We start from the raw sequence: 26,758 nt of genomic DNA, 5'->3' as shown, positions 1-26,758 counted from the left end.
CGGACGAGCGTGCTGCCCGGCGGACGCGGTGCCCGGCCGCTCAGCCTTCGAGCGGTCGGGCCGTGTCCGTGCCGACGGCGACGACGTCGCCGATGACGATGACGGCCGGGGGACGCACCTCTTCCGCCACGACGCGCTCCCCCACGTTCCCGAGGGTCGCGTCGACCCTGCGCTGCGCGGCCGTGGTGCCTTCCTGGACCAGGGCCACCGGGGTGTCGGGGGACTTGCCGTGGGCGATGAGCGCCTGGGCGATGGCGCCGATCTTGTCGACGGCCATCAGCAGGACCAGGGTGCCCCGCAGCCGCGCGAGAGCCCCCCAGTCGACCAGGGAGCGCGGGTCGTCAGGGGCCACATGGCCGCTGACCACGGTGAACTCGTGCGCGACACCGCGGTGGGTGACGGGGATGCCGGCCGCTCCCGGCACGGAGATCGAGCTGGAGATCCCGGGGACGACCGTGCAGGCGATGCCCTCGGCGGCCAGTGCCTGCGCCTCCTCCATGCCGCGGCCGAAGACGAACGGGTCGCCGCCCTTGAGACGGACCACGGACTTGCCGGCCTTGGCGTGGTCGATCAGCGCCTGGTTGATCGCCTCCTGCGCCATGTACCGGCCGTACGGGATCTTGGCGGCGTCTATGACCTCGACGTGCGGGGGGAGTTCGTCGAGCAGGTCACGCGGGCCCAGCCGGTCGGCGATGACGACGTCGGCCTCGGCGAGGAGCCTGCGGCCCCGCACGGTGATCAGGTCGGGGTCGCCGGGGCCGCCGCCCACCAGCGCGACGCCGGGGGCGCGGGTGCGGTGGTGCGGGGCGGCGAGGGTGCCGTCGCGCAGGCCTTCCACGATCGCGTCACGGACGGCGGCGGAGTGACGGGGGTCCCGGCCCTGCGAGGTGGTGGTGAGGACGGCGACCGTGATGCCCTCGCTGCGTCCGGTGGCGGGCGTCCAGGCGGTGGCCGCCTCGGCGTCGTCGCTCCGGACGCACCAGGTGCGGGTGCGCTCGGCCTCTGCGGACGCGGCGTCGTTGGCGGCGGCGTCCGACGACGCGATCAGCGCGTACCAGGTGTCGGTGAGGTCCCCGTCCTGATACCTGCGGCGCTCCCAGCGGATCTCCCCGGTGTCCGCCATCGCCTCGACGGACGCCGTCGCGGACGGGGAGACGAGGGTGATGTCGGCACCGGCAGCGATGAGGGCGGGCAGCCGGCGCTGCGCGACCTGGCCGCCGCCGACGACGACGACGCGGCGCCCGTTCAGGCGCAGTCCGACGGGGTAGGCAGGGTGATCGTCATGCTCGGCCATGGTCGTGCGGGCTCCTCGTGCAGGTGCGGTGTGCTGCGGGCCGCTGCGGCGGTGGAGCGGCGGTGACGTGGGCGGGGTGAGGGGGTGACGTGTGGGACCACGATACGGGGTGGCATGGACGGGGCCCTGGGCGGTCACTGACTGCCCAGGACATGTCACATCGGCCTGCGCGAGGTCCCGGGGGTCCTGCCGGGAGCGCCGGACGGGCGGGCTGTTCCCGGCAGCACCGCGGGCGCCCGGACCCGCCCTGGTCGGGCGCGTCCGGGCACGGCGGCTACTTCTCCGTGACGCCCGCGGAGTCGAACGTCGCCACGTCGTGCATCGCGCGGGCCGCGCTCTGCACGATGGGGAGCGCGAGCAGCGCGCCCGTGCCCTCGCCGAGCCTGAGGTCCAGGTCGACCAGCGGGCGCAGCCCCAGCTTGTTGAGGGCGGCGACGTGACCGGGTTCCGCGCTGCGGTGGCCCGCGATGCACGCGGCGAGCGCCTCGGGGGCGATCGCCCGGGCGACCAGGGCGGCCGCACCGGCACTCACGCCGTCCAGGATCACCGGCGTACGCAGGGACGCCCCACCGAGCAGGAAGCCCGCCATGGCGGCGTGCTCCAGGCCGCCGACCGCGGCCAGGACCCCGATCGGGTCGGCCGGGTCGGGCTGGTGCAGCTCCAGGCCGCGGCGGACCACATCCACCTTGCGGGCGTGCATCTCGTCGTTGATGCCGGTACCGCGACCGGTCACCTCCGCCGGGTCCATGCCGGTGTAGACGCAGATCAGTGCGGCCGAGGCGGTGGTGTTGGCGATGCCCATCTCACCGGTGAGCAGGCCCTTGTTGCCCGCGGCCACCAGATCGCGCGCGGTCTCGATGCCCACCTCGATCGCGGCGAGCACCTCTTCACGGCTGAGGGCGGGGCCGGTGGTGAAGTCCGCCGTCCCGGGACGGACCTTCCTGGGCAGCAGGCCGGGCGTCGCGGGGAGTTCGGCCGCCACACCCACGTCGACGACGCAGACCTCGGCGCCGACCTGGGCGGCGAAGGCGTTGCACACGGCGCCGCCGCCGAGGAAGTTGGCGACCATCTGGCCGGTGACCTCCTGCGGCCACGCGGTGACGCCCTGGGCGTGGACCCCGTGGTCACCGGCGAAGATCGCGACGGCGGCGGGCTCGGGGACGGGCGGCGGGCAGAGCCGGGAGAGCCCGGACAGCTGGGCGGAGATGATCTCCAGCATGCCGAGCGCGCCGGCGGGCTTCGTCATCCGCTTCTGGCGCTCCCAGGCCTCGCCGAGCGCCTTGGCGTCCAGGGGGCGGATGCCTGCGATGGTCTCCTGGAGCAGGTCGTGCGGCTCCTCGCCGGGCAGGGCCCGGCGGCCGTACGTCTCCTCGTGGACGACCCAGGAGAGCGGGCGGCGCTTGGACCAGCCCGCCTGCATCAGCTCGGGCTCCTCGGGGAACTCGTCGACGTATCCGACGCAGAGGTAGGCGACGACCTCGAGGTGCTCGGGCAGGCCGAGTGCCCGCACCATCTCCCGCTCGTCGAAGAAGCTGACCCAGCCGACACCGAGGCCCTCGGCGCGGGCGGCGAGCCACAGGTTCTCCACGGCGAGCGCCGAGGAGTACGGGGCCATCTGCGGCTGGGTGTGGCGGCCGAGGGTGTGGCGGCCACCGCGGGTGGGGTCGGCGGTGACGACGATGTTCACCGGGGTGTCGAGGATGGCCTCGATCTTCAGTTCCTTGAACTGCTTGGCCCGGGCCTTGGGAAGCGACTTGGCGTACGCCTCACGCTGGCGCTGTGCCAGCTCGTGCATGGAGCGGCGCGTCTCCGCGGAGCGGATGACGACGAAGTCCCACGGCTGCGAGTGGCCGACGCTCGGTGCGGTGTGCGCGGCCTCCAGGACGCGGAGGAGGACCTCGTGCGGGATGGGGTCGCCGCGGAAGCCGTTGCGGATGTCGCGCCGTTCGCGCATCACGCGCAGGACGGCCTCGCGCTCGGCGTCGTCGTAGCCGGGGGCGGGAGGGGCGAAGGGACCCTCCTCGACCGCCGCTTCGGCCTCGGTCGCACCCGCGGCCTCGGTCCGGGCTCCAGCGGCGGCATCCGCTTCGGCGGGAGCCGCGACCTCGGCGGGCGCGACCCCGGCGGGGGTCTCCGCCTCGGGGGTCTCCGCCTCGGGGGTCTCGGCCTCGGGGGTCTCGATGATCTCGGGACCGGTCCCGGGCTCCGGCTCCGGCTCCGGCTCCGGCTCCGGCTCCGGCTCGGCGAGCGTCTGGGGACCGGCCGGCGGCAGAGTGACGGGCCCGGAAGCCGGCTCGGGCTCCGCGACGGCCTCGGGCAGCACCTCGGCCGGGGCCACGGGCTGTGCGACGACGACCGGCTCGGTCGCCTCCGGCGCCTCGGGCACCGCCGGCGCGGGCTCCGCCGCGAGCACCACGGGCTGAGGTGCGGGCTCGGGAGCTGGCTCGGGGGCAGCGGCGGCCGCGTCGGCCACCGGCTGCGGGGCGGCAGGTGCGGCGTCCTCCGCGGGCGCGGACGGAACCGGCACCTCGGCCGGGGCGGCGGCCTCGGCCGGAACGTCTCCGGGAGCCCCGTCCGGTACGGCCACCGGCGCTTCGGCCGGCACGGCCGCCGGAACCTCGGCCAGGACCTCGGCGGGCGGCACCTCGGCCGTCTCCACCGCGGGCTCCACAGGGGCCTCGGGCATGACGTCGGCGGCCACGGGCTCGGGGGCGACCGTTTCTGCGGGGGCGACCGTTTCTGCTTCTGCGGGCGCGACGGGCGCGGGCTCGACAGGCGTCTCGGGCGCCGCCGGCGCCTCGGACGTCACCGGAGCGACGGCCTGGACCGGTGCCACGGGCTCCGCGGGGGCTGCCTGCTCGGCGGGAGCCGCCTGCTCCGCAGGAGCGGCGGGCTCGACCGGTGCCGCGGGCGCCTCGGGCTCCGCCGCCGGGGCGGGGGCGGCCGCCTGCTCGGGCGCGCCCCATGCGGGCGCGCCCTGCGGCGGGATCTCGCCCAGCTGCGGGCCCGGCAGCGCGGCCCCGTCGTCCGACGGGATGTCGAAGTACTCGGGGCCGGTCGTCGGCGGGCCGGCCTGCCGCACGGGCATCGGGTTCTGCGGACCGGCCGGACCGCGGTCCGCGAGCGAGCGGACCACTCCGCCCGTCGGTGTCCCCCCGTAGGAGGGCGCCTCGGTGGCCGTGGGCCCCCGGTGCAGCGGGCGCCGGGCGGGCGCGGGGGCGGCCGGCGCCTGCACCGGCGTGTGCGCCGGGATCCGTACGCCGTTGACGTCGGTCACGCCGGCCCCGTGGGTGCCGTGCGCGGCCTGGTCGTACGCCGGGAACTGCTCGGACCGGCCCGCGGGGGCCGGAGCGTCGCTCCACGCGCCCTGGGATGCGGGCATCAGGAGCAGATCGTCGTCCTCGACAGTGTGCGCGGAGGGTTCGAGGTAGGTGTAGGCGTCCGGGGCGGGGACGCCCGGCTGCTCCACCATGCCTGCGTTCTCCGGCAGTCCCTCGCCCGGGATCTGGCCGGTGTCAGTCATGCGTACCCCTCGCCCATCGTCAGTGCTCCTTCGCCCTTCGCCCGGGATGCCCGAACCACGGCACGCCGGTGCTCGTCAACTAGAACGAGCGGGCTCCCCGCGCGGCACGAAACGCGCGCGGAGGTATACATTCTCGCGGTCGTTCGCCCCCGCGACAGACAGTTCTGCCTCGGCTCGCTGTGGACTGCGCCACGTTGCGCGTCCCCCGGTTGCGCTGTACCACATCGCGGACCAAAACGGTCCACTTTTCCGGACATTGAAGAACGAAATGTCGAACGTCCGGGCGCGGTACAACAATCGGTCAGCCTACCTCGCGCTCCGCGGCGACGGCTCAGGGGGCGAGGTCGGAACGGACCGCGGAGAGCAGGAACACGACGGAGCGTTCGCGCTCCGCCCAGGCGGAGGTGTCCAGTTCGACGGACTGGAGCAGCGCGCACTCGACGGTGTACCCGTTCTCGGCGAGGGCCCCTCCGAGCGCTTCCGCCTCGTCCCGGTTCGAGGCGTGGGTGACGATGCGTTCCGGACGCCGGTCGGCGACCGACGTGACCACGGGGACTCCGCCGCCACCGATCCGTACGACGTCGGGCTCGGGCAGGCGTTCCAGGACGTGCGGGGCGGTGCCCCTGACGACCTGGACGCCCACCTGGAAGGTGCGGGCGGCCGTCTCCGTGCGCGCGCAGGCGTCGGGGTCGCTGTCCACGGCGATCACCGCGGCGCCGAAGCGGGCCGCCTCCACGGCGAGGGCGCCGCTGCCGGAGCCGATGTCCCACACCAGGTCACCGGTGCGCGGCCCGAGCCGGGCCAGCTGCGCGGCGCGCAGACCGGGCGACTCGCCCTCGCCGCACTCCCCCGCGCCGCCGTACGACGCGGCGGGCAGGGCCCATCCCCGGGTGCCCTCCGGGCGGCGGCCCGCGATCCACGCGCCGTCGGCCGTGGTCTCGCGTCCGCCGCCGATGGCGATGACGACGTTGGGGTCGCGCCAGGTGTGGTCGGCCGTCTTGTCGGAGGTGAGGACGGTGACCCGCTCGCGTGCGGTGCCGAGTTCCTCGCAGATCACGAAGGTGCGGTGGACCCCTTCGAGCAGCAGGGCCAGTTCGGCGGGACCGGCTCCGGGGGACGTCAGCACGGCCACCTTGTGGTGCGCGCGGATGACGTTGACCGCGCGGCGCAGGGTGCGCGGGTGGGCGACGACGACCTGGGCGTCGTCCCACGGCATCCCGGCGCGGGCGAAGGCGGTGGCGACGGACGAGACCGCGGGGACGACCTCGACCTCGAGGCCGTGTTCGGGCTTGCGCAGGGTGCGTACGACGCCGAAGAAGCCGGGGTCGCCGTCGGCCAGGACCACGGCGCTGCCGCGGTGCCCGGCGATCCTGCGGGCGGCCAGGTCGACGCTGCCGAGGCGGATGCGTTCCGCGCGGGCGGGGACCTCGGGCAGCGCGAGGTGGTGGGCGGCACCGGCGACGAGCGTGGCGGCGGAGAGCGCCGCCGTGGCCGCTCTGGTCAGTGGCGAGCCGTCCCAGCCGATCACCGTGACCCGGTCGGCCATCGTCGTCAGTCTCCTGGGGTGTAGCAGGCGGGGGCTCTCCGCGGGATGGGCGGAGCAAGGGTGAGCGTATCCGGTCCGTACCAACGCCCTGCCGGGGGCTCCCGCACCCCGGGGACGAGGTCAGTTCCAGTCGTTGTACGTGCCGTATCCGCCCGCGTCGGCCAGCTGCTCGGCGACGCCCTCCAGGTCCTCGGGCAGGAGCCCCCACACGATGAGGTCGGTCCTGATGTCGGTCCAGCCCCCGTCCTCGGTCGCGGTCCTCGCTATCCGGGCGTTGCGCAGGACTCCCTCGCTGATGCAGCCCAGTTTCTGGGCGACCTGCTGGGAGGCGGTGTTCCCTGCGGGGGTGCGCAGCTCGATGCGCTCGAAGCCCTGGTCACGGAAGAGCCACTCGGCGAGGGCCAGGACGGCTTCGGTGGCGTACCCCTCGCCCCGGGCCCAGGGCGCGGTGATGTAGCGGACCTCGGTGGCCAGGGTGCGCCGGTCGGTGTTGAGGAGCCGGACGGATCCGACGAGGCGCTGGGTGAGGAACTCGGTGACGGCGAAGACGATGCCGTTGCCCTGGGAGCGTTCGGCGGGGGCGATCCTGCGGACCCACCGTTCGGCGTCGACCTGGGTGTACGGGTGGGGCGCTTCGGTCCACGCGGTGACCAGTTCGTCGTTCATCATCTCGATGTACGCCGGGACGTCCGCCATGTCGAAGGGGCGCAGCACCAACCTGTCCGTGCTGATGGAGATGGACGGGAAGGTGGTAGTCATGCGCAGCTCCATGCCGAAGACCGTGTAAAGGCTCCAGCATGCAGCATCGGGGCGTGGATGTGCATGGCCGGGTGCGCACGGCGGAGCCCCGCACACCCGGGGGCGGGTGTGCGGGGCCCGTACGGCAAGTGGCGCCGGGGGGTCAGGACTTCGCGGGTGCACCGAACGCGGGGATGATCGATCCCTTGTACGTGTCCTCGATGAACTTCTTGACCTCGTCGGAGTTGAGGAGCTTCGCGAGCTTCTGGACCCGCGGGTCCTCCTCGTTGCCCTTCTTGACGGCCAGGATGTTGGCGTACGGGTTGCCCTCGGCCTTCTCCAGCGCCAGGGAGTCCTTGCCCGGCTGGTAACCGGCCTCGATCGCGTAGTTGCCGTTGATGACGGCGGCGTCGACGTCGTCCAGGGCACGCGGCACGGTCGCGGCCTCGATCTCCTTGAACTCCAGCCCCTTCTTGTCCGTGATGTCGCTGAGCTTGGCGTTGGTGCCGACGCCGTCCTTGACGGTGATCAGCCCGTTCTCGGCGAGCAGCTGGAGCGCGCGGCCCTCGTTGGTGGTGTCGTTGGGGACGGCGACGGTCTGGCCGGCCTTGATGTCCTTGAGGTCCTTGACCTTCTTGGAGTAGAGGCCGAGGGGCTCGAGGTGGACGTCGACGACCGGGACGATGTGGGTCTTGTTCTTCTTGTTGAAGTCGTCCAGGTAGGGCTTGTGCTGGAAGAAGTTGGCGTCGACCTGGCCGTTCTCGGTGGCGGTGTTCGGCAGGACGTAGTCCGTGAACTCCTTGACCTCCAGCTTGAGGCCGGCCTTCTCCGCCAGGTTCTTCTTGACGTAGTCCAGGATGTCGGCGTGCGGCACGGGGGACGCGGCGACGACGAGCGCCTTGGAGGTGTCCGCCCCGGCGCCGCTCTCGCTCTTGGAGGCCGGGTCGGAGTCCGTGCCGCAGGCGCTGAGGCCGAAGGCGAGGGCGGCGGTGGCGGCGGCAGCCGCGGTGATCTTGATGTTCTTACGCACGAAGAGTGCCTCTTTCCGGTGGTGATGGTGGTGCGCCCGGACAAGGAGTTCGGGCTTCATGGGGAGGTGAGGTTCAGGAGGCGGTGCGGCCCCGGCGGGCCAGCAGGCGTCCGGCGATGTCGCCGATCAGCTGGACCACGGTCACGATGACGATCAGCAGCACGACGGTGATGAGCATGAACTGGTTGTCGAACCGCTGGAATCCGTAGGTGACGGCCTTGGATCCGAGCCCTTCGCCGCCGACCGCGCCGGCCATCGCGGAGTAGCCGATGAGCACGATCACGGTGGTGGTGACGCCGGAGACGAGCGAGGGCAGCGCCTGCGGCAGCAGGACCTTGCGGACGATCGTCGGGATGGAGCCGCCCATCGACTGGACGGCCTCGACGAGGCCGTGGTCGACCTCGCGCACCGCCGTCTCGACGAGCCGCGCGAAGAAGGGGATGGCTCCGACGGCGAGCGGCACGATCATCGCGGACGGGCCGATGAAGGTGCCGACGACCCAGGTGGTGAAGGGGATCAGGGCGATCAGCAGGATGATGAAGGGCAGCGAGCGGCCGATGTTCACGATCACGCCGATGACCTTGTTCACCACGGTGTTCTGCAGCAGTCCGCCCTTGTCCGTGAGGACGAGGAGGATACCGAGCGGCAGTCCGCCGATGACGGTGACAAGGGTGGACCAGAGCACCATGTAGAGGGTGTCGGTGGTTCCCTGCGTGAGCAGTGGCTGCATTTCGGACCAGGTCACTTCGCCACCTCCTTGGTGATCGGGGCGGGGGTCTGTGCGGGGACGGCGACGGGGCCGTCGTTGACGATCTCGGCCTGGAGGCCCTGCTCGCGCAGGAAGCCGATCGGTACGACGTTCTCCTCGAAACGGCCGGGGAGCTCGATGCGCATGCGGCCGATCTGCTTGCCGCCGACCGTGTCCATGGCGGCACCGAGGATCGAGATGTCGATGTTGTACGTACGGGAGAGCTGCGAGATGACCGGCTGGGCCGCGGCCTCGCCGTGGAAGGTGACGTCCACGACGGTGGAGCCGGGGCCGGAGGCGGTGCCTCCGACGGGGAACAGCTCGTGGGCCAGCTCGGAGCCGGGGGTGGCCAGCAGGGAGCCGACCGTTCCCGACTCGACGACACGGCCCTGCCTCATCAGCGCGGCGGAGTCGCAGACGGTCTTGACGACGTCCATCTCGTGCGTGATGAGCAGGACGGTGAGGCCGAGCTCCTGGTTCAGGTCGCGCAGCAGCTGGAGGATCGAGCGGGTGGTCTCGGGGTCCAGCGCGGAGGTGGCCTCGTCGGAGAGGAGCACCTTGGGGTCGCCGGCGAGGGCGCGGGCGATGCCCACGCGCTGCTTCTGGCCTCCGGACAGCTGACCCGGGTAGGCCTTCGCCTTGTCGGCGAGCCCTACGAGGTCGAGGAGGGCGAGCGCCTTGGCGGTGCGCGCCTGCCCGGAGAATCCGAGGATCTCCAGGGGCAGCTCGACGTTGTCCCGCACGGTGCGCGAGTCCAGCAGGTTGAAGTGCTGGAAGACCATGCCGATGCGGCTGCGCGCCTGGCGGAGCTCCTTGCCGGCGCGGCGGCCCCGGCCCGCGAGGGCGGTGAGGTCCTGTCCGGCGACGGTCACGGTGCCCGAGGTGGGGCGTTCGAGGAGGTTGACGCAGCGGATCAGGGAGGACTTGCCGGCGCCGCTCTGTCCGATGACGCCGTAGACCTCGCCTTCGCGGACGTGCAGGTCCACGCCGTCCAGGGCGGTGACCTCGCGGCCGCGTGACTGGTAGACCTTCGTGAGGCCCGAAGTGGTGATCACAGGGTTTCCGTCACTGTCGAGTGCACGGCGCGGTGTCCGCCGGGCACGGGGCATTCGTCTGATGAGACTGTTGAGACTTTTCTCAGTGGTCGACCGGTGGGAGTCTCGGCACGGCCCGGACCCGGCGGGAGGCCGGGCGCGGGGCATGCCCGGGCCGGGGAATCCGCGAGGTGCGGACGGCACGGGCTCGGTCTCGCTTCGGGGCGCGAGGCTCAGGCGTGGGCCCTCAGAAGGCGCGCATTCGACACATACAACGAGCACCGGGCGTCAGGATCGCCTCGGTCGCAGGGGTGCGGTAGCTCGTCGTGGTCATGCCCCAAGTAAAACAGACGTAACGTTCCGCCAACCCGGGGTGTCCGCATTCCGGACGACCGCGGACAGCTCACCCCGCTCACCCCCTTCCCTCCCTGCACCTCGTGTGACCTGCGGCGACGCAGGCAGCGTCCCCCTCCCTCCCCCGTCGCGGATCGATCATGCTGTGCGGGCCCTGTGGCAAAGGCCACGATTCCTGGACGCGGCCCGCGGCCGTTCCCGGCCACGGCCCGTGTCGCCTGCGGCCGGGGCCGCACGCGGCGGCGACGGCCGCCCGTAATACCCTCACCTCATGCTTGACGCCCTGACGGTCGCGGTCGCCGTGACCGCGATCGCCCTCGCCGCCTGGTGCGGATTCGCCGCCTACCGGGACCAGCCCACGAAGGACTGGCACTTCATCGGCATGGCGGTCGTCTCCGTGCTGGCGCTGGCGCAGCTGGTCGTGGGAATCGTCCAGCTGGCGCGCGGCGAGCGGCCCGAACAGGGCATGACGATCTTCATCGCGTATCTGATCGGCGCCTTCGCGGCCGTGCCCGCGGCGGGATTCCTGTCGCTGACGGAGCGGACCCGCTGGGGCTCGGTGACGGTGGCGGCCGGTGCGGTCGTGCTCGCCGTCCTCGAAGTGCGGCTCTACGACATCTGGGGAAACTGACCATGAGCGACACCGACCGCACGGGGGCGCCGGAATCCGCCGGCCCGCAGCAGAAGACGCAGTTCGAGCTCGGCAGCGGGCCGGGCCGGGTTCTGGTCTGGTTCTACGGGGTGTTCACGGTGGCCGCCGCGTCCCGCTCGGTCGTCGAGATGATCCTGGACTTCGGGAAGGCCCCCCTCGCGTACACCCTCTCGGCCGTCGCCGCGGTCGTGTACGGATTCATCACGTACTCGCTGGTGCGGGGCGGCGAGAAGGCGCGCAGGGCGGCGCTGATGTGCTGCGCCGCCGAGCTCGCGGGTGTGCTGGTCGTCGGCACCTGGACGCTGGTGGAGCCGTCCGCCTTCCCGGACTCCACCGTGTGGTCGGGCTTCGGCGTGGGCTACCTGCTCATCCCGGTGATCCTTCCGATCACCGGGATGATCTGGCTGCGCCGCGCGCGCAACGCCTGAGACCGGGTGTCACGGACGCCGGTCAGGCGCTGGTCGCGAACGCCTGCGCGGCGACGTCCTTCTCCAGCAGGACCAGCCTGACGCCGTCCCCACCGGTGGTGTTCCCCACCCGGGCGTACCCCGCCTTCCGGTAGAGCCGGAGATTGCCCTCGCTGCGCTCCCCGGTGTGCAGCCGGAAGCGGGTGGCCGAACGCCCGTCGGCCAGGCCGGATTCCGCGGCCCGCAGGAGACGGGTACCGAGACCGTGGTTGCGGAGCCGGGGGTGGACGCAGAGCTTGCCGATCCGGCCCGCGCCGTCCGCGTCGGTGAAGCCGCGTACGGAACCGACGACTTCGTCGCCGAGCCGGGCCACGAACACCAGGTCGGTGGCGACTTCGTCCCGGACGGAGTCGAAGGTCTGGACGAGGGGCTCGATCCGGTAGTTGCCGTAGAGCTCCGCCTCGCTCTGGAAGCAGAGGTACTGGAGTCTGAAGATCTGCTCGACGTCCTGTGCCGCCGCTGCCGAGATGGTCACACTCATGCCCATGTGTGCATGCCTCCCGCTCACCTGATCCGCCGGTTGTCTACCGCTCCTTTCCCCGCAGTTCAGGAGCTACAACCTCCGCCGCCAGCATTCTGCGCAGACATCCGAGGCATCGGGAACGCACAGGGCCCAAACTGCCCTGTGACATACCCAACTCCCCCGCGATCTCCCGGTAGGTGGGATCGTGCGGAGCGAGCATCGCCTCCAGCAGGCGCGGGCACCGCCCGGGCAGCCGGCGCACCGCGGCGCGCAGCGCCCTGCGTTCGTCGGCTCCCACCGCGATCCGTTCGGGGCATCCGGTCCAGTCGCCCGGGGATCCATCCGCGGAGTAGGGGCGTTCACGCCGGGTCCGGCGGCGGGCCGTGCGCGCCTCCGCCCGTACGGCGGCGCGGACCCAGCGGACGGGGTCGGCGGGTAAGGCCGAGAGGGCATCGCGCTCCAGCAGCCGCAGCCACACCGCCTGTTCCAGGTCCGCGGCCTCGGTCCCCGCGGCCGGTGCCTCGGCTCCCGCCTCCGCGCGTACGAGCGCGTGCAGGGCCTGGACGACGGCTCGCCCGCGGTCGTCCGCCCGCCCGGCCGGCGCCGCGGGAGCATGATCCAGAAGATTCATGCCCCGTCAACGCTCCTCGCGCCCGGCCGGTTGCCGCGGTCGGGGAGCTCCACCCGACCGGGGCACACCGGTCGGGCGGCTGACGCCGGCCGGTGGTCCGGGCTCAAACCCGGGCGAAGTCGGCCGCCGCGAGCAGGGCGGTGTCCGGGTTGTCGGAGAAGATCCCGTCGATGCCCGCCTCGAAGTAGACGCGGAGCGCACCGAACGCGTCGCCGTAGGCGTTCGGGTCGGTGCCGCGCCTGAACTCCGCGGGCAGGAAGGTGTTCTCGTTGCGCAGGGTGTAGGGGTGCAGGACCAGTCCCCGCGCGTGGGCATCCGCGACCAGGGTCGTGGGGGTGGTCAGCCGTCCCCCGGCGTCCCTGGGGACGACCAGGTCCAGGGTGGGGCCGATGCCCTGCGCGAACGAGGCGATCCACTTCAGCCCGTCGGGCTTCACCAGATCGGCGACCGTTCGGGGATCACCGGCCTCCACGAAGTCCCAGGGCCGTTCCTTCGGCCCGGACAGCAGGACCACCCGGGGCGTGGCGACGAGCTTCGACAGCCGCTGGATCGAGCCCGGCTCGAAGGACTGGAGGATCAGCGGGGAGTTCGCGCGGTGCCGTCCGTAGCGGCGCAGCAGCTTGGCGAGCGGCTCCTCCAGGCCGAGCCCCAGGCCCCTGAAGTAGGAGGGGTGCTTGGTCTCGACGTAGAGCCAGACGGGCCTGCCCCGCCTGCGGCCCTCCTGGTCGGCCCAGCGCAGGACCTCCTCGAAGGTGGGGATCTCCCAGCGCCCGTCGTAGAGGGTGTTCTCCTGGCGGTTGCCGGGGATGCGCTCCTTCGCCCGGAGGGTCTTCAGCTCCGCGAGGGTGAAGTCCTCGGTGAACCAGCCGGTGAGCGTCGTGCCGTCGACCTTCTTGGTGGTCCTGCGGCTCGCGAATTCGGGGTGGTCGGCGACGTCCGTGGTGCCGGTGATGTCGTTCTCGTGACGGCAGACCAGATGGCCGTCCTTGGTCGGCACGAGGTCCTGCTCGACGATGTGCGCACCCATGTCCAGCGCCAGCTGGTAGGAGCCGAGGGTGTGCTCGGGCCGGTACCCGCTGGCGCCGCGGTGGCCGATGACGGTGGGCACGGGCAGGTCCCGGTAGGAGCCGTGGCCGCCGCCTCGTCCGTCCTGGGCGCCACGCCCGGCCGCGTGGGCCGTGCCGGACACGCTGAGGGCCGTGCCGAGGACGGCGGCCCCCAGGACGGTCCGCCGACCGGGTGCAGTCTGCGCGCGCTCTGTCATGAATGCTCCTCGCATGTGATGTCCGGCACCTTCGGGGGAGGCTTGATCGTAGGCAGCTACGCCATCGGTGGGGCGGCCCGTGGACGAACATGGCGGAAACACACGTCAACACTGCGTATCGGCTCGGTGAACCCGATGTGCGCAGAGGCGGTACCCGCGAGTATCGTCCTCACCTGCACAGACCCTCGCGAATTCCCGCCCCGGCCACCCGGCCACGTCACCGGAGGATGCGTTGTCCCGACTCACGGTCATCAAGGCAGTGCTCGGACCGATCCTGCGCCTGCTCTTCCGGCCCCAGGTGGAAGGCGTCGAGAACATCCCGGGGACCGGGCCGGTGATCCTCGCGGGCAACCACCTGACGTTCATCGACTCGATGATCATGCCGATCTGCTGCGACCGGCCGGTGTTCTACATCGGCAAGGACGAGTACGTCACCGGCAAGGGGCTCAAGGGCCGGCTCATGGCCTGGTTCTTCACGGGCTGCGGCATGATCCCCGTGGACCGGGACGGCGGACGCGGGGGCGTCGCGGCGCTGATGACCGGCCGCCGGGTGCTGGAGGAGGGCCAGGCCTTCGCCATCTACCCCGAGGGCACCCGCTCTCCCGACGGCCGGCTCTACCGCGGCCGTACGGGTATCGCCCGGCTGACCCTGATGACCGGTGCGCCGGTGGTCCCGTTCGCGATGATCGGCACGGACAAGCTGCAGCCGGGCGGCTCCGGCCTGCCCCGCCCGGGCAAGGTCACGGTCCGCTTCGGCGAGCCCATGGAGTTCTCGCGCTACGAGGGCATGGACCGCGACCGCTACGTCCTGCGGGCGGTGACCGACTCCGTCATGGCCGAGGTCATGCGGCTGTCCGGCCAGGAGTACGTCGACATGTACGCCACGAAGGCCAAGGCCGCCTGAGCCGTACGCGTGCGTGTGGAGTGGCCCGGCGCGACGCGCGCCGGGCCACTCACTCGTCCGGGATGATGCCGTCCTCGAGCTTCTGGTCACGCAGCAGGAACCACGCGGCGACCGCCGTCGCGAGCAGCACCACGGCGCCGACCGCCGCCGAGACCCGCAGTCCGTTGACGAAGGCCTCCTGCGCCGCGACGACGAGCTCGTGCCCCTGCACCGCGGGAAGGCGCTCGGCGGTCTCCACGGCGCCACCGAGCGATTCGTGGGCTGCCGCGGCCGCTGACGCCGGGATGCCCTCGGGTGTGCCGAAGCCCTTGTAGACGCCCGTGACGACGGACCCGAGCAAGGCGATGCCGAGGGCCGCGCCGAGCTCGTACGCCGTCTCGGACACCGCGGACGCCGATCCCGCCTGCTCCTTGGGGACGCTGGAGAGGATCACGTCGGAGGTGACGGTGAAGGCGAAGCCCGCACCGACGCCCACGACCAGGAGCAGGACGCCGATCAGCGGATAGCCGGTCTCCTTGTGGATCACCGTGACCGTCGCGAGCGACACACCGATGGCACCGAGCCCGAGGGCCACCACGGACCGTACGGAGTAGTGGCGTGCCACCCGCCCGGCCAGCAGCCCGGCGGTCACCGCGCCGACGGCGGCGGGCAGTTCGGCGAGCCCTGCCTCGAGCGGGCCACGCCCCTGGACCAGTTGCAGGAACTGGGAGAGGAAGAAGACGATCCCGGACAGGCCGAGGATCGTCAGGAGGTCGGCGAGGACCGCGCCGGAGAACCCCCGGTGGTGGAAGAGCCGCATGTCCAGCAGCGGGGCGGGGAGCTTCAGCTGACGGCGCACGAACCAGGTGAGGGCCAGCAGCCCGCCCACGGCGGCCACGATGTTCTCCCAGCTCACACCATGTGCGGCGGCCTCCTTGATGGCGTACACGACGCCGATCATGCCGACCAGGGACAGCCAGACGCTGAGCAGGTCCCACGGACCGGGCGCCGGGTTCCTGGACTCGGGGATCATCTTGATGCCGACGGCGACGAGGACCGCCATCACGGGCAGGTTGATCAGGAAGACGGAGCCCCACCAGAAGTGCTCCAGCAGCAGCCCGCCCACGACCGGCCCGACGGCGGCGCCGGCGGAGGCCATGGCGCCCCAGATGCCGACGGCGAGACTGCGTTCGCGCGGGTCGTGGAAGAGGTTGCGGATCAGGGCGAGCGTGGACGGCATCAGGGTGGCGCCCGCGACACCGAGCAGCGCCCTGGCCACGATCATCATCTCGGGGCTGGAGGCGTAGGCGTTGAGCACGGACACCGCCCCGAAGGCGGTGGCGCCGGTCAGCAGCAGCTTCTTGCGGCCGATGCGGTCACCGAGGCTGCCCATGGAGACGAGGAGCCCCGCGATCACGAAGGAGTAGACGTCGCCGATCCAGAGCAGCTGGGTGCCGGTAGGCTCCAGGTCCTCGCTGAGGAACGGCGTCGCCAGTCCGAGGACGGTCGCGTCGACGGCGACCAGCAGCACGGCGAGGACGAGGACGGCGAGGGCGATCCACCGGCCCGGATGGTGCGGGTCACCCGTGACGCCTGCCCGCTGATCGGTGCTGCTCATTTCTCCACGCTCCGGCGTGCTCCGCCCAGGAGCAACTCGACGATCATGTAGGGGAAGTCCTGCGCGGCGACGCGGCCCGTCTGCACGGACCACGCGCAGCTCCCGATCAGCCCGTACAGCGCCTCGGTCAGCCAGGCGGGGGTGAGGTCGATCCGGAGCTCGCCGCGCTCCTGGCCGCGGCGGAAGAAGGCGGAGACCCGCGCGTCGAGCCGGCTCCAGCCCTCGTTGACGTCGTCCCCCTCGAAGAGCTGGTTCTCGGTGACGAGGAAGGACAGCAGTCCCGCGCTCGGCTGGACGGCGGCGATCAGGCGCCTGAGCCCGTCCTCGGCGGTGCCCTCGTCGAGCCCGGCGGAGTCCAGGGCGGCCTCGAACTCCCTGATCCCCAAGTCCTCCAACGCCCCGACCAGGGCGTCCCTCCCTGCGAAGTGGCGGTGCAGCGTGGCGCGACCGATGCCCGCGGCCCGGGCCACCTCGTCCATGGTCGCCGTGGATTTGCGGGTCAGCAGCGCGGCGGCACTCCGCAGCACCTGCTCACGATCGAGAGTCATGAGACGACACTAGACCATTTGAGACAACAATGTCCCATCGGTTCGGGCGGAGGCGCGTCCCGGCGCGCGGCCCGCGGAAATTTCCCGGCGCCGGGCCGCCGACGGGGCACCATGGCGCCATGAAGCCGCTGCTGCTGATCGACATCGACGGTCCGCTGAACCCGTACGCGGCACTGGCCCGCACCCCCCTGCCGGAGGGCTACTCCCTTCACCGGATGCGGCCGACCGGGTGGACGGAGGGCACGCCGCTGCCCGTCCTGCTCAGCCCCGTGCACGGCGACGAGCTGCTCGCCCTCGCCGTGCGGTACGAGCTCGTCTGGGCGACCACCTGGAAGGACGAGGCCAACGAGTGGGTCGGCCCGCGCCTCGGGCTGCCCCCGCTCCCGTACATCGACTGGCCGGCGATGCATGCCGTCCGGGAGGACGGGACGTACTGGAAGACGCGTCACGTCGTCGACTACGCGGACGGGAGGCCGTTCGCCTGGGTCGACGACGAGATCTCCGACCCCGACCGGGCGTGGGTGGCCGCGCACCACCCGGGACGGTCCCTGCTGCTGCGGGTCGACCCCTGGGTCGGCCTGGTGCGGGAGGATTTCGAGACGCTCGCCGCATGGGTCTGAGCCGCCCCCGGCGCGTTCAGCTCCAGGGCAGCGAGGCGCGGTGGCGCCAGTACGCCTCGGGCTCCTCCACCAGGGCCGCCAGCCGGTCCAGCCGGTCCGGGTCCAGGTCGAGCAGCGGCGCGTGGAGGTTGGCCGCCAGCTGGGTGACGGTGGCCGCGCCGGACAGGACGACTCCGGCCCACGGCTGGTGCAGCCCGAGCGCCAGGGCGACGGCGTCGCCGTCCAGCCCCGCCTCGGCCCCGATCTCCCGCACGACGGCGGGCGCCTCGGTCCCGGCGAGCCGGCCGTTGGCCAGGGCCTCCTTGACGATGACGGTGAGTCCCGCGTCGTGCGCCTCGGCGAGTGCCGGTCCGGCGGAGGTCTCCAGCGCGTTGTAGGTGGCCTGGACGGTTCCGAAGAGGGGCTCGCCGTCCACGGTCACCGCGAGGGCGGCCCGCACGGCCTCGGCCTGGGCGGGCCCGCTCGTGGAGAAGCCGACGGTGGTGCCCCCGGCGGCGAGCTCGGCGAGACGCTCGTGCAGGGCCTTGTCCGTGAGCGCCGGGCTGTCGGCGGTCACCGAGTGGATCTGGTAGAGATCGAGCCGGCCGCCGATGAGCCCAACGGTCTCGGCGTGCTGACGCTCGAAGGTGGCGAGGTCGTGGTCCTTCACCTCGTGCGTCTCGGCGTCGACCCGCCAGTCGGCGGTGTAGGTGTAACCCCATTTGCTGCCGACGACCACGTCCGTCGCCTCGGGCCGGGCCGCCAGCCACTCGGCGAGGAACTCCTCGGCGCGGCCGTAGGAGCGGGCGGCGTCGACGTAGCGCACACCCTGGGCGTAGGCCGCGTCCAGGAGTTCGTGGGTGCGGTCGCGCAGGGCGTCGGCCCCGCGGTCACCGGGCAGATCGCGGTCACGGTGCGGGGTGATGTAGCCGGGCCTGCCGACGGCGGCCAGGCCGAGCCCGATGTGGGAGGTCGGGGTGGTCGCTCGGTTCAGGCGGGCGAAGGGCATCGCGGGCTCCTCTGGGTCGGTCGTTCCGAACGCCTTCCCGTCAACGTAGCCCGCGATGCCCGCGAATCAGCCGCGCGCGGTCGCCCAGGCGTGCTGCGTCACCAGGTCGGCCTTGACCTCGGCCAGCTGGACGGCGACGGCGGAGGGGGCGGTGCCGCCCCGCCCGTCACGGGAGGCGAGCGCACCGGGCACGTCGAGGACCGTGCGCACCTCGGGGGTGAGGTGCTCGGAGATCTTCGCGAACTGCTCGTCCGTCAGCTCGTCGAGCTCGATGCCCTGCTGCTCGCAGACCTTCACGCACTCACCGGCGACCTCGTGCGCCACCCGGAACGGGACGCCCTGCTTCACCAGCCACTCGGCGATGTCCGTGGCGAGCGAGAAGCCGGCGGGGGCCAGCTCCTCCATGCGCTCCCGGTTGACGGTGAGCGTGGCCATCATGCCGGTGAACGCGGGCAGCAGGACCTCGAGCTGATCGCAGGAGTCGAAGACCGGCTCCTTGTCCTCCTGGAGGTCGCGGTTGTACGCGAGGGGGAGGGCCTTGAGCGTCGCCATCAGCCCGGTGAGGTTGCCGACGAGGCGGCCGGACTTGCCGCGCGCCAGCTCGGCGATGTCGGGGTTCTTCTTCTGCGGCATGATCGAGGAGCCGGTGGAGAAGGCGTCGTGGAGGGTGACGAAGGAGAACTCCTTCGTGTTCCAGATGATGATCTCCTCGGCGATCCGGGAGAGGTTGACGCCGATCATCGCGGTGACGAACGCGAACTCGGCGACGAAGTCGCGGGACGCGGTGCCGTCGATCGAGTTGGCGACGGAGCCGCGCTCGAAGCCGAGGTCGGCCGCGACGGCCTCCGGGTCGAGCCCGAGGGACGAACCGGCCAGAGCGCCGGAGCCGTACGGGGAGACGGCGGTCCGCTCGTCCCACTGCCGCAGCCGCTCGGCGTCCCGGGACAGGGGCTGCACATGGGCCAGGACGTGGTGGGCGAAGAGCACGGGCTGGGCGTGCTGGAGGTGCGTGCGCCCGGGCATGGCCACGTCCGGGTGGGCCTCGGCCAGCCCCACCAGCGCGTCCTGGAGCTCGGCGATCAGGCCGCCGATGATGCGGGCGTGGTCGCGCAGGTACATCCGGAAGAGGGTGGCGACCTGGTCGTTCCGGGACCGGCCGGCCCGCAGCTTGCCGCCGAGGTCGGGGCCGAGGCGCTCCAGGAGGCCGCGCTCCAGCGCGGTGTGGACGTCCTCGTCCGCGAGGGTGCCGGTGAACGATCCGTCGGCCACCGCTGCTTCGAGCGCGTCGAGTCCCTCGATCATCCGGGTCAGCTCGTCGGCGGTGAGCAGCCCCGCCTTGTGGAGCACGCGCGCGTGGGCACGCGAGCCCGCGATGTCGTACGGCGCGAGGCGCCAGTCGAAGTGGACGGACGCGGACAGCTTGGCCAGCGCCTCGGCCGGACCGTCGGCGAAACGGCCGCCCCAGAGGCGTACGTCGCTGTTTCCGGTGCCGTTGCTCACTGCGTGCTCCTCGGGAGTGCAAGGGGTGTGCGTCCGCCTCACGGCGCGATCACGAATGGCATAACTATGCGATGGTCTGCATGGTTTGTCAAAGCTGCTGGTGAGAGGCGTGCCCTGTCTCTATGCTGCGTTCATGCGGAGCCTGATACCTCTGTCCCCCACGCGGTACCTCCCTCCGGAGGACCGGCTCCTGCTGGGCAGGTCCGTGGCCGCGTCCCTGGACACGGCCGACTGGGCCGCCTGGGTCCGTCTCGACGGGGGGATACGGTCGGCGACCGCGCGTCCGAGGAGCGTCCGGGCGCTGCGGTCCCTGCTCGGGGACGGGCACGCCGACGGGCGGGGATCGGTCGACTGGACCGCCGCACCGCGCTGGGACGAGGAGGCGCAGGACGTCACCTGGTCGCGGTTCCCGCCCGGTGAGGCGGAGACCGCGATCGCCCTGTGCCACGAGCGGTGGCAGGTGCGCGGGGCCGCGCTGCCGTTCAGCTCCGGGCGGTCCGCCCTGCTGCCCCTGCTGCTGGTCCGCTGCGCCGACCGTCGGACGGAGGTGCGGGAGCGGGCCCGCCGCATGGCGGACGCCGCCCTGCACGGGCGGGAGGCGGACCCTTCCCTGCTGGTCCCCCTGGCCGTGCACCTGAACCTGCGCCCGCACGGCGGCTGGGCCCTGGAACGGATGCTGGCGGCAGCGGGCCCCCGGCCGGCCGGACTGCCGGGCCGGATCCGCGCGAGCCATGTGCCGCGCGCCCGGATCCTCGCGGCGCGGCTGTGCCTGGAGCGTGGGCTGCTCGGTCCCGCCCAGCTCACGGAGCTCGTCCTCACCGCCCCGGACCGGACCGTCCGCCACTGGTGCACCGCCGCTCTGCTGGCCCGGGTCACCGCGGGTGACCCCGACCGGCTCCTGGATCCCCTGCTCACCGCTTCGTCAGCCGTGACACGGTCCTCCGCGGTGACGGGACTGCACCGGGCGGGCCGAGGCCGGGAGGCCGCACGGTACCTGGCCGATCCGTCGGCGAGGGTGCGCTCCGCCGCGCGCCTGGTCCTGCGTACGGAGGGCGGGGACCCGCAGGAGCTCCACCGGGTGCTGTGCTCCGACCCCGTCGCGCCGGGTGTGGCGTCGGGCGCGCTGTTCGGGCTGGCCGAGTCCGGTGCCCCCGGCGCCGTCGCCCTGCTGAGGCCGCTGACGGCCCATCCGGACGGCCGGGTGCGCGCTGCGGCGCTCGCCTCGCTGCTCATGCTGGACGCCGCCTCTCCCGACGAACTGATGGCCGCCATGGAGGACCCGCACCCGCCGGTGGTGCGCGTCGCCCGCAAGGCGCTCGCACCGTACGTCCTGCTGGTGCCGGAGGAATGGCTGACCTCGCTGGTGGCCCCGGACCGCCCCCGGCACGTACGGCGGTCCGGCCTCCGCCTGCTCTGCGCCCACGGTCCGGCCCTGCGCAAACGCGTGCTGGCCCCGCTGGAGGAGGACGAGGACCCCGAGGTCGCCCACGAGGCGCAGCGGGCACGCTACGAGCCTCTGCCGCCCACCGGTCCCGGTGGATGAAACCCACTACCGGCGAGGGCGTGCGTCGGCGGAGACTTCGCCCATGGGAAAAACGCATGAGCGTATCGACGGACGGCTGCGCGCCTTCATCGAGGAGCAGCGCATCTTCTTCACCGCCACTTCGCCCCTGGACGGCGACGGCACCATCAACCTCTCCCCCAAGGGCGTGAGCGGATCGTTCGCAGTGGTCGACGAACGCACCGTGGCCTACTTGGACTTCGCCGGCAGCAACGCCGAGACCGTGGCCCACCTCCGGGAGAACGGACGCATCACACTGATGTGGTGCGCGTTCCAGGGCCCGCCGAACATCGTCCGCGTACACGGCCGGGGTGAGCCGGTCTTCCGTGACGACCCGCGCTTCCCGGGCCTGCTCGGCCACTTCCCCGGGGTGGACCCGACCCCTCACGGGCTGCGCGCGATCATCGTGGTGACGGCCGAACTGATCCGGGACACCTGCGGGTACGGCGTGCCCTTCATGTCGTACGACGAGGACCGCTCGCTGCACGCCGACCGTTTCCGGCGCGAGGACGACGAGAGCCTCAGCAGCTACTTCGCGAAGAAGTCCGACATCGCGACCAGCATCGACGGGCTGCCCGGGCTCCCGCTGCCGCTGCCCGCGATGCCCTCGCCCTCCACGGGGTGAGGCGCTGGGCCGTACGGAGCAGGCGCGGTGGGGGCGGTCCGCCGCCCCCCGTACGGTCCGGAGCATGCGCAGAATCCTGGTGACCGTCCCGGTCCTGCTGGCACTGGCCGGTTCCCTCGCGGCGCGGCCCGCGGAGCCGGCGCCCCTTCCCGCGCGGCTGGCCGACACCGGCGGCGGTACGCAGCTGATCACCGCCGAGGCCCCCGGCGCCGACTCCACCACGGGCACGGTGACCTGGTGGGAGCTGCGCGGCGGCGACTGGGTGGCGGCGGGTTCGGCACCCGCCCGCTTCGGGGCGAACGGCCTGGCGGAGGGCGCCGGCCGGACCCAGGGCACGAACACCACACCCACCGGGCTGTACGACCTCCCGTACGCCTTCGGGACCGGTGCGGCCCCTCCCGGGACCCGCTACCCGTACCGGCGGATCGGCGAGGACTCGTGGTGGTGCCAGGACAACGCGTCCGCGTCCTACAACCGCTGGGTGGAGCCGAGGCCCGCCGACTGCCGCGCGGAGGAGTCCGAACACCTCGTCACCTACGCCACCCAGTACGCCCGGGCGCTCGTCATCGGCTTCAACTACGACCGGCCGGTACGGGGCAGGGGCGCGGGGATCTTCCTCCACGTCGACGGGAAGGGTGCGACCGCCGGCTGTGTGTCCGTGCCGGCGGCCGCGATGGACCGGATCCTGGACTGGGCCGATCCGGGCCGGCGCCCCCACATCGCGGTCGGGACGGCGTCCGGCCCGACCGCGGTCACCCGCTACTGAGGTGCCCGGTCGTTCTGGGCCAGCCGCAGGAGGTGGTCGGCCAGGGCCTGGCCCCCGCTGGGGTCACGGCTGATCAGCATCAGCGTGTCGTCCCCCGCGATGGTGCCGAGGACCGCCCGGAGTTCGGCCTGGTCGATGGCCGAGGCGAGGAACTGCGCGGCGCCCGGAGGCGTACGCAGCACCACCAGGTTGGCCGAGGCCTCCGCGGAGATGAGGAGCTCGGCGGAGAGCCTGCGCATCCGCTCCTCCTTGGCCGACCCGCCGAGCGGTGCCTGCGGCGTGCGGAACCCGCCCTCGCTCGGCACCGCGTAGATCAGCTCGCCACCCGTGTTGCGGATCTTCACCGCACCGAGCTCGTCCAGGTCGCGGGAGAGCGTCGCCTGGGTGACGCTCAGCCCGTCGTCGGACAGGAGCCTGGCCAGCTGGCTCTGCGAGCGCACCGGCTGCCGGTTCAGGATGTCCACGATCCTGCGGTGGCGTGCTGTGCGGGTCTGTGGCACCGACGGCCCGCCTTGGTCGGTTTCCTGCGCCTCGGTCATCGTCGTCGCCTCATTCTCCGGATCGTCACTCCCCGGATCGTCCGTCCCCGTAAGCCGCGTCGAGAGCTCCCGGCAGAATCCGAAGGAACGCATCCACCTCGGCGTCACCGATGATCAGCGGCGGCATGAGCCGTACGACGTCGGGGGCGGGCGCGTTCACCAGGAGTCCGGCTCCCTGAGCCGCCTGCTGCACCTTCGGTGCGAGGGGCCCGGTGAGCACGATACCCAGCAGCAGTCCTGAGCCGCGGACGTGGGAGACCGCCGGGTGCCCGAGGCCCTCGACGCCGTCCCGGATCCGCTCGCCCAGCCGCTTCACGTTGTCCAGGGTGCCGTCCGCGGCAAGTGTGTCCAGCACCGCGAGACCGGCGGCGCAGGCGACGGGGTTCCCGCCGAACGTCGTGCCGTGCTGACCGGGCTTCAGCAGGTCGGCCGTGGCACCGAACGCGACGGTGGCGCCGATCGGCAGGCCGCCGCCGAGTCCCTTGGCCAGCGTGACCACGTCCGGCTCGACGCCCTGGTGGGCCTGGTGCTCGAACCACTGTCCGCAACGGCCGATCCCGGTCTGCACCTCGTCCAGGACGAGCAGCGTGCCGGTGGCCCGGGTGATCTCCCGAGCCGCCTCCAGATAGCCCTTGGGCGGGACGACGACGCCGATCTCACCCTGGACGGGCTCGATGATCAGCAGTGCGGTGTCGGTCGTCACGGCGGCCCGGAGCGCCTCGACGTCGCCGTACGGCACGTGCGTGACGTCGCCGGGCAGTGGCAGGAACGGGGTGCGCTTGGACTGCTGGCCGGTCAGGGCGAGGCTGCCCATGGTCCGGCCGTGGAAGCCGCCGTCGGTGGCGACCATGTGGGTGCGCCCGGTCAGCCGGCCGATCTTGAAGGCCGCTTCGTTGGCCTCGGCGCCGGAGTTGCAGAAGAAGACCCTGCCGGAGCGCCCGAAGAGCTGGAGCAGCCGTTCGGCGAGCGCGATGGGGGGCTCGGCGGTGTAGAGGTTGGAGACATGGCCGAGGGAGGCGATCTGCGTGGAGACCGCCTCGACCACGGCGGGGTGGGCGTGGCCGAGTGCGTTGACCGCGATACCGCCGACGAAGTCGAGGTACTCGGTGCCGTCCGCGTCCCAGACCCGGGCGCCCGCGCCCCGCACCAGAGGCAGCTGCGGGGTGCCGTAGTTGTCCATCAGCGCGCCCTGCCAGCGCTGCGCGTACTCCTCGTTGCTCATGACTCCCCCTTCGTCCCGGCCGCCGGGCCGGAGTTCACGTCCGGCACGACCATGGTGCCGATTCCCTCGTCGGTGAAGATCTCCAGCAGGATCGAGTGCTGGACCCGTCCGTCGATGACACGGGCCGTCTCGACGCCGTTGCGTACGGCGTAGAGGCAGCCCTGCATCTTGGGCACCATGCCGCTGGAGAGGTCGGGCAGCAGCTTCTCCAGCTCGGTGGCGGTGAGGCGGCTGATGACGTCGTCACTGTTCGGCCAGTCCTCGTAGAGGCCCTCGACGTCGGTGAGGACCATCAGCGTCTCGGCGCCCAGGGCCGCGGCCAGCGCGGCGGCGGCGGTGTCGGCGTTGACGTTGTAGACGTGGTTGTCCTCGGCGGAGCGGGCGATGGAGGAGATGACCGGGATCCGGCCGTCGTCCAGCAGCGCCTGGATCGCGCCCGTGTCTATGGCGGTGATCTCACCCACCCGGCCGATGTCGACCGCCTCGCCGTCGATCACGGGGCGGTGCTGGACCGCGGTGATCGTGTGGGCGTCCTCGCCGGTCATGCCGACGGCGAGCGGGCCGTGCTCGTTGAGCAGCCCGACCAGCTCGCGCTGGACCTGCCCGGCGAGCACCATGCGGACGACGTCCATGGCCTCGGGCGTGGTGACGCGCAGTCCGGCCTTGAACTCGCTGACCAGGCCCTGCTTGTCGAGCTGGGCGCTGATCTGCGGGCCGCCGCCGTGCACGACGACGGGCTTGAGGCCGGCGTGCCGCAGGAAGACGACGTCCTGGGCGAAGGCGGCCTTCAGATCCTCGTCGATCATGGCGTTGCCGCCGAACTTGATGACGACGGTCCTGCCGTTGTGCCGGGTGAGCCAGGGCAGTGCCTCGATGAGGATCTGTGCCTTGGGCAGTGCGTTGTGCTTCCTGGGGGCGCTCATGAGCTGTACGCGCTGTTCTCGTGGACGTACTCGGCGGTCAGGTCGTTGGCCCAGATGACGGCGGACTCGTCCCCCGCGGAGAGGTCCGCGGTGATCCTGACCTCCCGGTAGCGCATGTCGACCAGGTCGCGGTCCTCGCCGACGCTGCCGTTCTTGCAGACCCAGACGTCGTTGATGGCGACGTTCAGCCGGTCGGGCTCGAAGGCTGCCTTCGTGGTGCCGATCGCGGAGAGGACGCGGCCCCAGTTGGGGTCCTCGCCGTGGATGGCGCACTTGAGGAGGTTGTTGCGGGCGATGCTCCGGCCGACCTCGACGGCGTCGTCCTCGGTCGCTGCGTTGACCACCTCGATCCGGATGTCCTTCGAAGCGCCTTCGGCGTCACCGATCAGCTGGCGGGCGAGATCGGCGCAGACGCTCTGCACGGCCTGCTCGAACGCGGCCTGTCCCGGGGTGATCCCGCTCGCCCCGGAGGCGAGGAGCAGCACCGTGTCGTTGGTCGACATGCAGCCGTCGGAGTCGACCCGGTCGAAGGTGGTGCGGGTGGCGGTGCGCAGCGCGGTGTCGAGCGCGGGGGCCTCCACGTCGGCGTCCGTCGTGAGGACGACCAGCATGGTGGCCAGGCCGGGGGCGAGCATGCCCGCTCCCTTGGCCATGCCGCCGACGGTCCAGCCGTCCTGGGTGACCACGCTCGTCTTGTGGACGGTGTCGGTGGTCTTGATCGCGATGGCGGCCCTCTCACCGCCGTGTTCGCTCAGCGCCTCGGCGGCCTTGTCCAGGCCGGGCAGGAGCTTGTCCATGGGGAGGAGCAGACCGATCAGCCCGGTCGAGGCGACGGCGATCTCGCCCGCGCTGTGCCCGGGGAGGACCTCGGCGGCCTTCTCGGCGGTGGCGTGGGTGTCCTGGAAGCCCTGCGGGCCCGTACAGGCGTTGGCCCCGCCCGAGTTGAGGACCACCGCGGTCACCTCGCCGCCCCTGACCACCTGTTCCGACCAGAGGACGGGCGCGGCCTTGACGCGGTTGGAGGTGAAGACGCCCGCGGCGGCGCGGCGGGGCCCGTTGTTGACCACGAGGGCCAGGTCGGGTTGACCGCTCTCCTTGATTCCGGCGGCGATGCCCGCCGCCGAGAACCCCTGTGCTGCCGTGACGCTCACTGCATCTCCTCGTTCGCTTCTCCGCCCGCGCAGCGCAGCGGCGCGGCATTCGTCGTCCCCCGCAGCCCGG

General features: G+C 72.3%; 25 protein-coding genes. 7 read left to right on the top strand and 18 right to left on the bottom strand.

Annotation, left to right across the window (positions count from 1 at the left end):
* Positions 1 to 40 precede the first annotated feature (40 nt).
* The 7 genes from cobA to ACFC51_RS17490 form a co-directional block, all read right to left on the bottom strand.
* The gene (cobA, locus tag ACFC51_RS17520; RefSeq protein WP_376372440.1) at positions 41 to 1,294 is read right to left on the bottom strand and encodes a uroporphyrinogen-III C-methyltransferase; all 1,254 of its coding nucleotides are present in this window, start codon (positions 1,292 to 1,294) and stop codon (positions 41 to 43) included.
* Between the two features lie 274 nt (positions 1,295 to 1,568).
* Positions 1,569 to 4,817, bottom strand: a complete 3,249-nt coding sequence (cobT, locus tag ACFC51_RS17515) for a nicotinate-nucleotide--dimethylbenzimidazole phosphoribosyltransferase (protein ID WP_376529465.1) — start codon at positions 4,815 to 4,817, stop codon at positions 1,569 to 1,571.
* Between the two features lie 331 nt (positions 4,818 to 5,148).
* A complete protein-coding gene (cbiE, locus tag ACFC51_RS17510; protein WP_376372446.1) occupies positions 5,149 to 6,363 on the bottom strand; it encodes a precorrin-6y C5,15-methyltransferase (decarboxylating) subunit CbiE in 1,215 nt (404 codons plus the stop codon).
* Positions 6,364 to 6,483: 120 nt separating this feature from the next.
* Complete coding sequence (locus tag ACFC51_RS17505; protein ID WP_329226810.1) at positions 6,484 to 7,122, bottom strand: GNAT family N-acetyltransferase; 639 nt, start codon at positions 7,120 to 7,122, stop codon at positions 6,484 to 6,486.
* 142 nt (positions 7,123 to 7,264) lie between these two features.
* The gene (locus ACFC51_RS17500; protein ID WP_376372448.1) at positions 7,265 to 8,131 is read right to left on the bottom strand and encodes a MetQ/NlpA family ABC transporter substrate-binding protein; all 867 of its coding nucleotides are present in this window, start codon (positions 8,129 to 8,131) and stop codon (positions 7,265 to 7,267) included.
* A 73-nt stretch (positions 8,132 to 8,204) separates the two neighbouring features.
* Positions 8,205 to 8,876: a methionine ABC transporter permease gene (locus ACFC51_RS17495; RefSeq protein ID WP_376372451.1), complete on the bottom strand. Its 672-nt coding sequence runs from the start codon at positions 8,874 to 8,876 to the stop codon at positions 8,205 to 8,207.
* The gene (locus ACFC51_RS17490) at positions 8,873 to 9,934 is read right to left on the bottom strand and encodes a methionine ABC transporter ATP-binding protein (RefSeq protein ID WP_376372454.1); all 1,062 of its coding nucleotides are present in this window, start codon (positions 9,932 to 9,934) and stop codon (positions 8,873 to 8,875) included. The genes ACFC51_RS17495 and ACFC51_RS17490 overlap by 4 nt, the downstream gene beginning before the upstream one ends.
* Positions 9,935 to 10,538: 604 nt before the next feature.
* Here ACFC51_RS17490 and ACFC51_RS17485 point away from each other — a divergent pair.
* Entirely contained in the window at positions 10,539 to 10,898 is a 360-nt protein-coding gene (locus ACFC51_RS17485; RefSeq protein WP_376372457.1) for a hypothetical protein, read from the top strand.
* A 2-nt stretch (positions 10,899 to 10,900) separates the two neighbouring features.
* Positions 10,901 to 11,347, top strand: coding sequence for a hypothetical protein (locus ACFC51_RS17480; RefSeq protein WP_376372460.1), 447 nt, complete (start codon positions 10,901 to 10,903; stop codon positions 11,345 to 11,347).
* 22 nt (positions 11,348 to 11,369) lie between these two features.
* Here the strand turns inward: ACFC51_RS17480 and ACFC51_RS17475 are convergent, their stop codons facing one another.
* The 3 genes from ACFC51_RS17475 to ACFC51_RS17465 form a co-directional block, all read right to left on the bottom strand.
* A complete protein-coding gene (locus ACFC51_RS17475; protein WP_376372463.1) occupies positions 11,370 to 11,873 on the bottom strand; it encodes a GNAT family N-acetyltransferase in 504 nt (167 codons plus the stop codon).
* 37 nt (positions 11,874 to 11,910) lie between these two features.
* Positions 11,911 to 12,480, bottom strand: coding sequence for a sigma-70 family RNA polymerase sigma factor (locus ACFC51_RS17470; RefSeq protein ID WP_376372466.1), 570 nt, complete (start codon positions 12,478 to 12,480; stop codon positions 11,911 to 11,913).
* A gap of 103 nt (positions 12,481 to 12,583) precedes the next feature.
* Positions 12,584 to 13,744, bottom strand: a complete 1,161-nt coding sequence (locus tag ACFC51_RS17465) for a glycerophosphodiester phosphodiesterase (RefSeq protein ID WP_376372469.1) — start codon at positions 13,742 to 13,744, stop codon at positions 12,584 to 12,586.
* A 232-nt stretch (positions 13,745 to 13,976) separates the two neighbouring features.
* On the opposite strand from ACFC51_RS17465, the gene ACFC51_RS17460 reads away from it, so the two are divergent.
* Entirely contained in the window at positions 13,977 to 14,648 is a 672-nt protein-coding gene (locus tag ACFC51_RS17460; protein WP_329226826.1) for a lysophospholipid acyltransferase family protein, read from the top strand.
* A gap of 49 nt (positions 14,649 to 14,697) precedes the next feature.
* Here the strand turns inward: ACFC51_RS17460 and ACFC51_RS17455 are convergent, their stop codons facing one another.
* Together ACFC51_RS17455 and ACFC51_RS17450 are read right to left on the bottom strand one after the other, a co-directional pair.
* A complete protein-coding gene (locus ACFC51_RS17455; protein WP_376529463.1) occupies positions 14,698 to 16,245 on the bottom strand; it encodes an MFS transporter in 1,548 nt (515 codons plus the stop codon).
* Complete coding sequence (locus tag ACFC51_RS17450) at positions 16,242 to 16,793, bottom strand: TetR/AcrR family transcriptional regulator (protein ID WP_376372475.1); 552 nt, start codon at positions 16,791 to 16,793, stop codon at positions 16,242 to 16,244. Before ACFC51_RS17450 ends, ACFC51_RS17455 begins: the two co-directional genes overlap by 4 nt.
* Positions 16,794 to 16,912: 119 nt before the next feature.
* Here ACFC51_RS17450 and ACFC51_RS17445 point away from each other — a divergent pair, with 119 nt between their 5' ends.
* Positions 16,913 to 17,413 (top strand): hypothetical protein, encoded by a 501-nt coding sequence (locus tag ACFC51_RS17445; protein WP_376372477.1) that lies wholly within the window; start codon positions 16,913 to 16,915, stop codon positions 17,411 to 17,413.
* 16 nt (positions 17,414 to 17,429) lie between these two features.
* On the opposite strand, the gene ACFC51_RS17440 is transcribed toward ACFC51_RS17445, so the two are convergent.
* Both ACFC51_RS17440 and argH read right to left on the bottom strand, forming a co-directional pair.
* Positions 17,430 to 18,401, bottom strand: coding sequence for an aldo/keto reductase (locus tag ACFC51_RS17440; RefSeq protein WP_376372480.1), 972 nt, complete (start codon positions 18,399 to 18,401; stop codon positions 17,430 to 17,432).
* 66 nt (positions 18,402 to 18,467) lie between these two features.
* Complete coding sequence (gene argH, locus ACFC51_RS17435; protein ID WP_376372482.1) at positions 18,468 to 19,901, bottom strand: argininosuccinate lyase; 1,434 nt, start codon at positions 19,899 to 19,901, stop codon at positions 18,468 to 18,470.
* A gap of 133 nt (positions 19,902 to 20,034) precedes the next feature.
* Here argH and ACFC51_RS17430 point away from each other — a divergent pair, with 133 nt between their 5' ends.
* The 3 genes from ACFC51_RS17430 to ACFC51_RS17420 all read left to right on the top strand — a co-directional run bounded on the left by ACFC51_RS17430 (position 20,035) and on the right by ACFC51_RS17420 (position 22,853).
* Positions 20,035 to 21,444, top strand: coding sequence for a HEAT repeat domain-containing protein (locus tag ACFC51_RS17430; protein ID WP_376529460.1), 1,410 nt, complete (start codon positions 20,035 to 20,037; stop codon positions 21,442 to 21,444).
* A 43-nt stretch (positions 21,445 to 21,487) separates the two neighbouring features.
* The gene (locus ACFC51_RS17425; RefSeq protein ID WP_376372487.1) at positions 21,488 to 22,087 is read left to right on the top strand and encodes a pyridoxamine 5'-phosphate oxidase family protein; all 600 of its coding nucleotides are present in this window, start codon (positions 21,488 to 21,490) and stop codon (positions 22,085 to 22,087) included.
* A 64-nt stretch (positions 22,088 to 22,151) separates the two neighbouring features.
* Positions 22,152 to 22,853 carry a L,D-transpeptidase gene (locus ACFC51_RS17420; protein WP_376372490.1) on the top strand — a complete coding sequence of 234 codons (702 nt, stop codon included), beginning with the start codon at positions 22,152 to 22,154 and terminating at the stop codon, positions 22,851 to 22,853.
* On the opposite strand, the gene ACFC51_RS17415 is transcribed toward ACFC51_RS17420, so the two are convergent.
* Genes ACFC51_RS17415 through argJ form a run of 4 tightly spaced genes read right to left on the bottom strand, consistent with a single transcriptional unit; the run spans position 22,847 to position 26,688 of the window.
* Positions 22,847 to 23,392 carry an arginine repressor gene (locus tag ACFC51_RS17415; RefSeq protein ID WP_376529457.1) on the bottom strand — a complete coding sequence of 182 codons (546 nt, stop codon included), beginning with the start codon at positions 23,390 to 23,392 and terminating at the stop codon, positions 22,847 to 22,849. The genes ACFC51_RS17420 and ACFC51_RS17415 overlap by 7 nt on opposite strands.
* A 25-nt stretch (positions 23,393 to 23,417) precedes the next feature.
* Positions 23,418 to 24,614 carry an acetylornithine transaminase gene (locus tag ACFC51_RS17410; RefSeq protein ID WP_376372495.1) on the bottom strand — a complete coding sequence of 399 codons (1,197 nt, stop codon included), beginning with the start codon at positions 24,612 to 24,614 and terminating at the stop codon, positions 23,418 to 23,420.
* Positions 24,611 to 25,537 carry an acetylglutamate kinase gene (gene argB, locus ACFC51_RS17405; protein ID WP_376372498.1) on the bottom strand — a complete coding sequence of 309 codons (927 nt, stop codon included), beginning with the start codon at positions 25,535 to 25,537 and terminating at the stop codon, positions 24,611 to 24,613. Before argB ends, ACFC51_RS17410 begins: the two co-directional genes overlap by 4 nt.
* Positions 25,534 to 26,688 carry a bifunctional glutamate N-acetyltransferase/amino-acid acetyltransferase ArgJ gene (gene argJ / locus ACFC51_RS17400; RefSeq protein ID WP_376372500.1) on the bottom strand — a complete coding sequence of 385 codons (1,155 nt, stop codon included), beginning with the start codon at positions 26,686 to 26,688 and terminating at the stop codon, positions 25,534 to 25,536. Before argJ ends, argB begins: the two co-directional genes overlap by 4 nt.
* Positions 26,689 to 26,758: the final 70 nt, after the last annotated feature.

Source organism: Streptomyces sp. NPDC055962 (assembly GCF_042270185.1).
Lineage (GTDB): Bacteria > Actinomycetota > Actinomycetes > Streptomycetales > Streptomycetaceae > Streptomyces.
This window is presented reverse-complemented; position numbering and strand designations above follow the sequence as displayed.

Coding starts and splice junctions, on each gene's coding strand:
- cobA (WP_376372440.1), bottom strand. CDS start 1,294: ATGGCCGAGCATGACGATCACCCTGCCTACCCCGTCGGACTGCGCCTG.
- cobT (WP_376529465.1), bottom strand. CDS start 4,817: ATGACTGACACCGGCCAGATCCCGGGCGAGGGACTGCCGGAGAACGCA.
- cbiE (WP_376372446.1), bottom strand. CDS start 6,363: ATGGCCGACCGGGTCACGGTGATCGGCTGGGACGGCTCGCCACTGACC.
- ACFC51_RS17505 (WP_329226810.1), bottom strand. CDS start 7,122: ATGACTACCACCTTCCCGTCCATCTCCATCAGCACGGACAGGTTGGTG.
- ACFC51_RS17485 (WP_376372457.1), top strand. CDS start 10,539: ATGCTTGACGCCCTGACGGTCGCGGTCGCCGTGACCGCGATCGCCCTC.
- ACFC51_RS17480 (WP_376372460.1), top strand. CDS start 10,901: ATGAGCGACACCGACCGCACGGGGGCGCCGGAATCCGCCGGCCCGCAG.
- ACFC51_RS17475 (WP_376372463.1), bottom strand. CDS start 11,873: ATGGGCATGAGTGTGACCATCTCGGCAGCGGCGGCACAGGACGTCGAG.
- ACFC51_RS17470 (WP_376372466.1), bottom strand. CDS start 12,480: ATGAATCTTCTGGATCATGCTCCCGCGGCGCCGGCCGGGCGGGCGGAC.
- ACFC51_RS17465 (WP_376372469.1), bottom strand. CDS start 13,744: ATGACAGAGCGCGCGCAGACTGCACCCGGTCGGCGGACCGTCCTGGGG.
- ACFC51_RS17455 (WP_376529463.1), bottom strand. CDS start 16,245: ATGAGCAGCACCGATCAGCGGGCAGGCGTCACGGGTGACCCGCACCAT.
- ACFC51_RS17450 (WP_376372475.1), bottom strand. CDS start 16,793: ATGACTCTCGATCGTGAGCAGGTGCTGCGGAGTGCCGCCGCGCTGCTG.
- ACFC51_RS17445 (WP_376372477.1), top strand. CDS start 16,913: ATGAAGCCGCTGCTGCTGATCGACATCGACGGTCCGCTGAACCCGTAC.
- ACFC51_RS17440 (WP_376372480.1), bottom strand. CDS start 18,401: ATGCCCTTCGCCCGCCTGAACCGAGCGACCACCCCGACCTCCCACATC.
- ACFC51_RS17430 (WP_376529460.1), top strand. CDS start 20,035: ATGCGGAGCCTGATACCTCTGTCCCCCACGCGGTACCTCCCTCCGGAG.
- ACFC51_RS17425 (WP_376372487.1), top strand. CDS start 21,488: ATGGGAAAAACGCATGAGCGTATCGACGGACGGCTGCGCGCCTTCATC.
- ACFC51_RS17420 (WP_376372490.1), top strand. CDS start 22,152: ATGCGCAGAATCCTGGTGACCGTCCCGGTCCTGCTGGCACTGGCCGGT.
- ACFC51_RS17415 (WP_376529457.1), bottom strand. CDS start 23,392: ATGACCGAGGCGCAGGAAACCGACCAAGGCGGGCCGTCGGTGCCACAG.
- ACFC51_RS17410 (WP_376372495.1), bottom strand. CDS start 24,614: ATGAGCAACGAGGAGTACGCGCAGCGCTGGCAGGGCGCGCTGATGGAC.
- argB (WP_376372498.1), bottom strand. CDS start 25,537: ATGAGCGCCCCCAGGAAGCACAACGCACTGCCCAAGGCACAGATCCTC.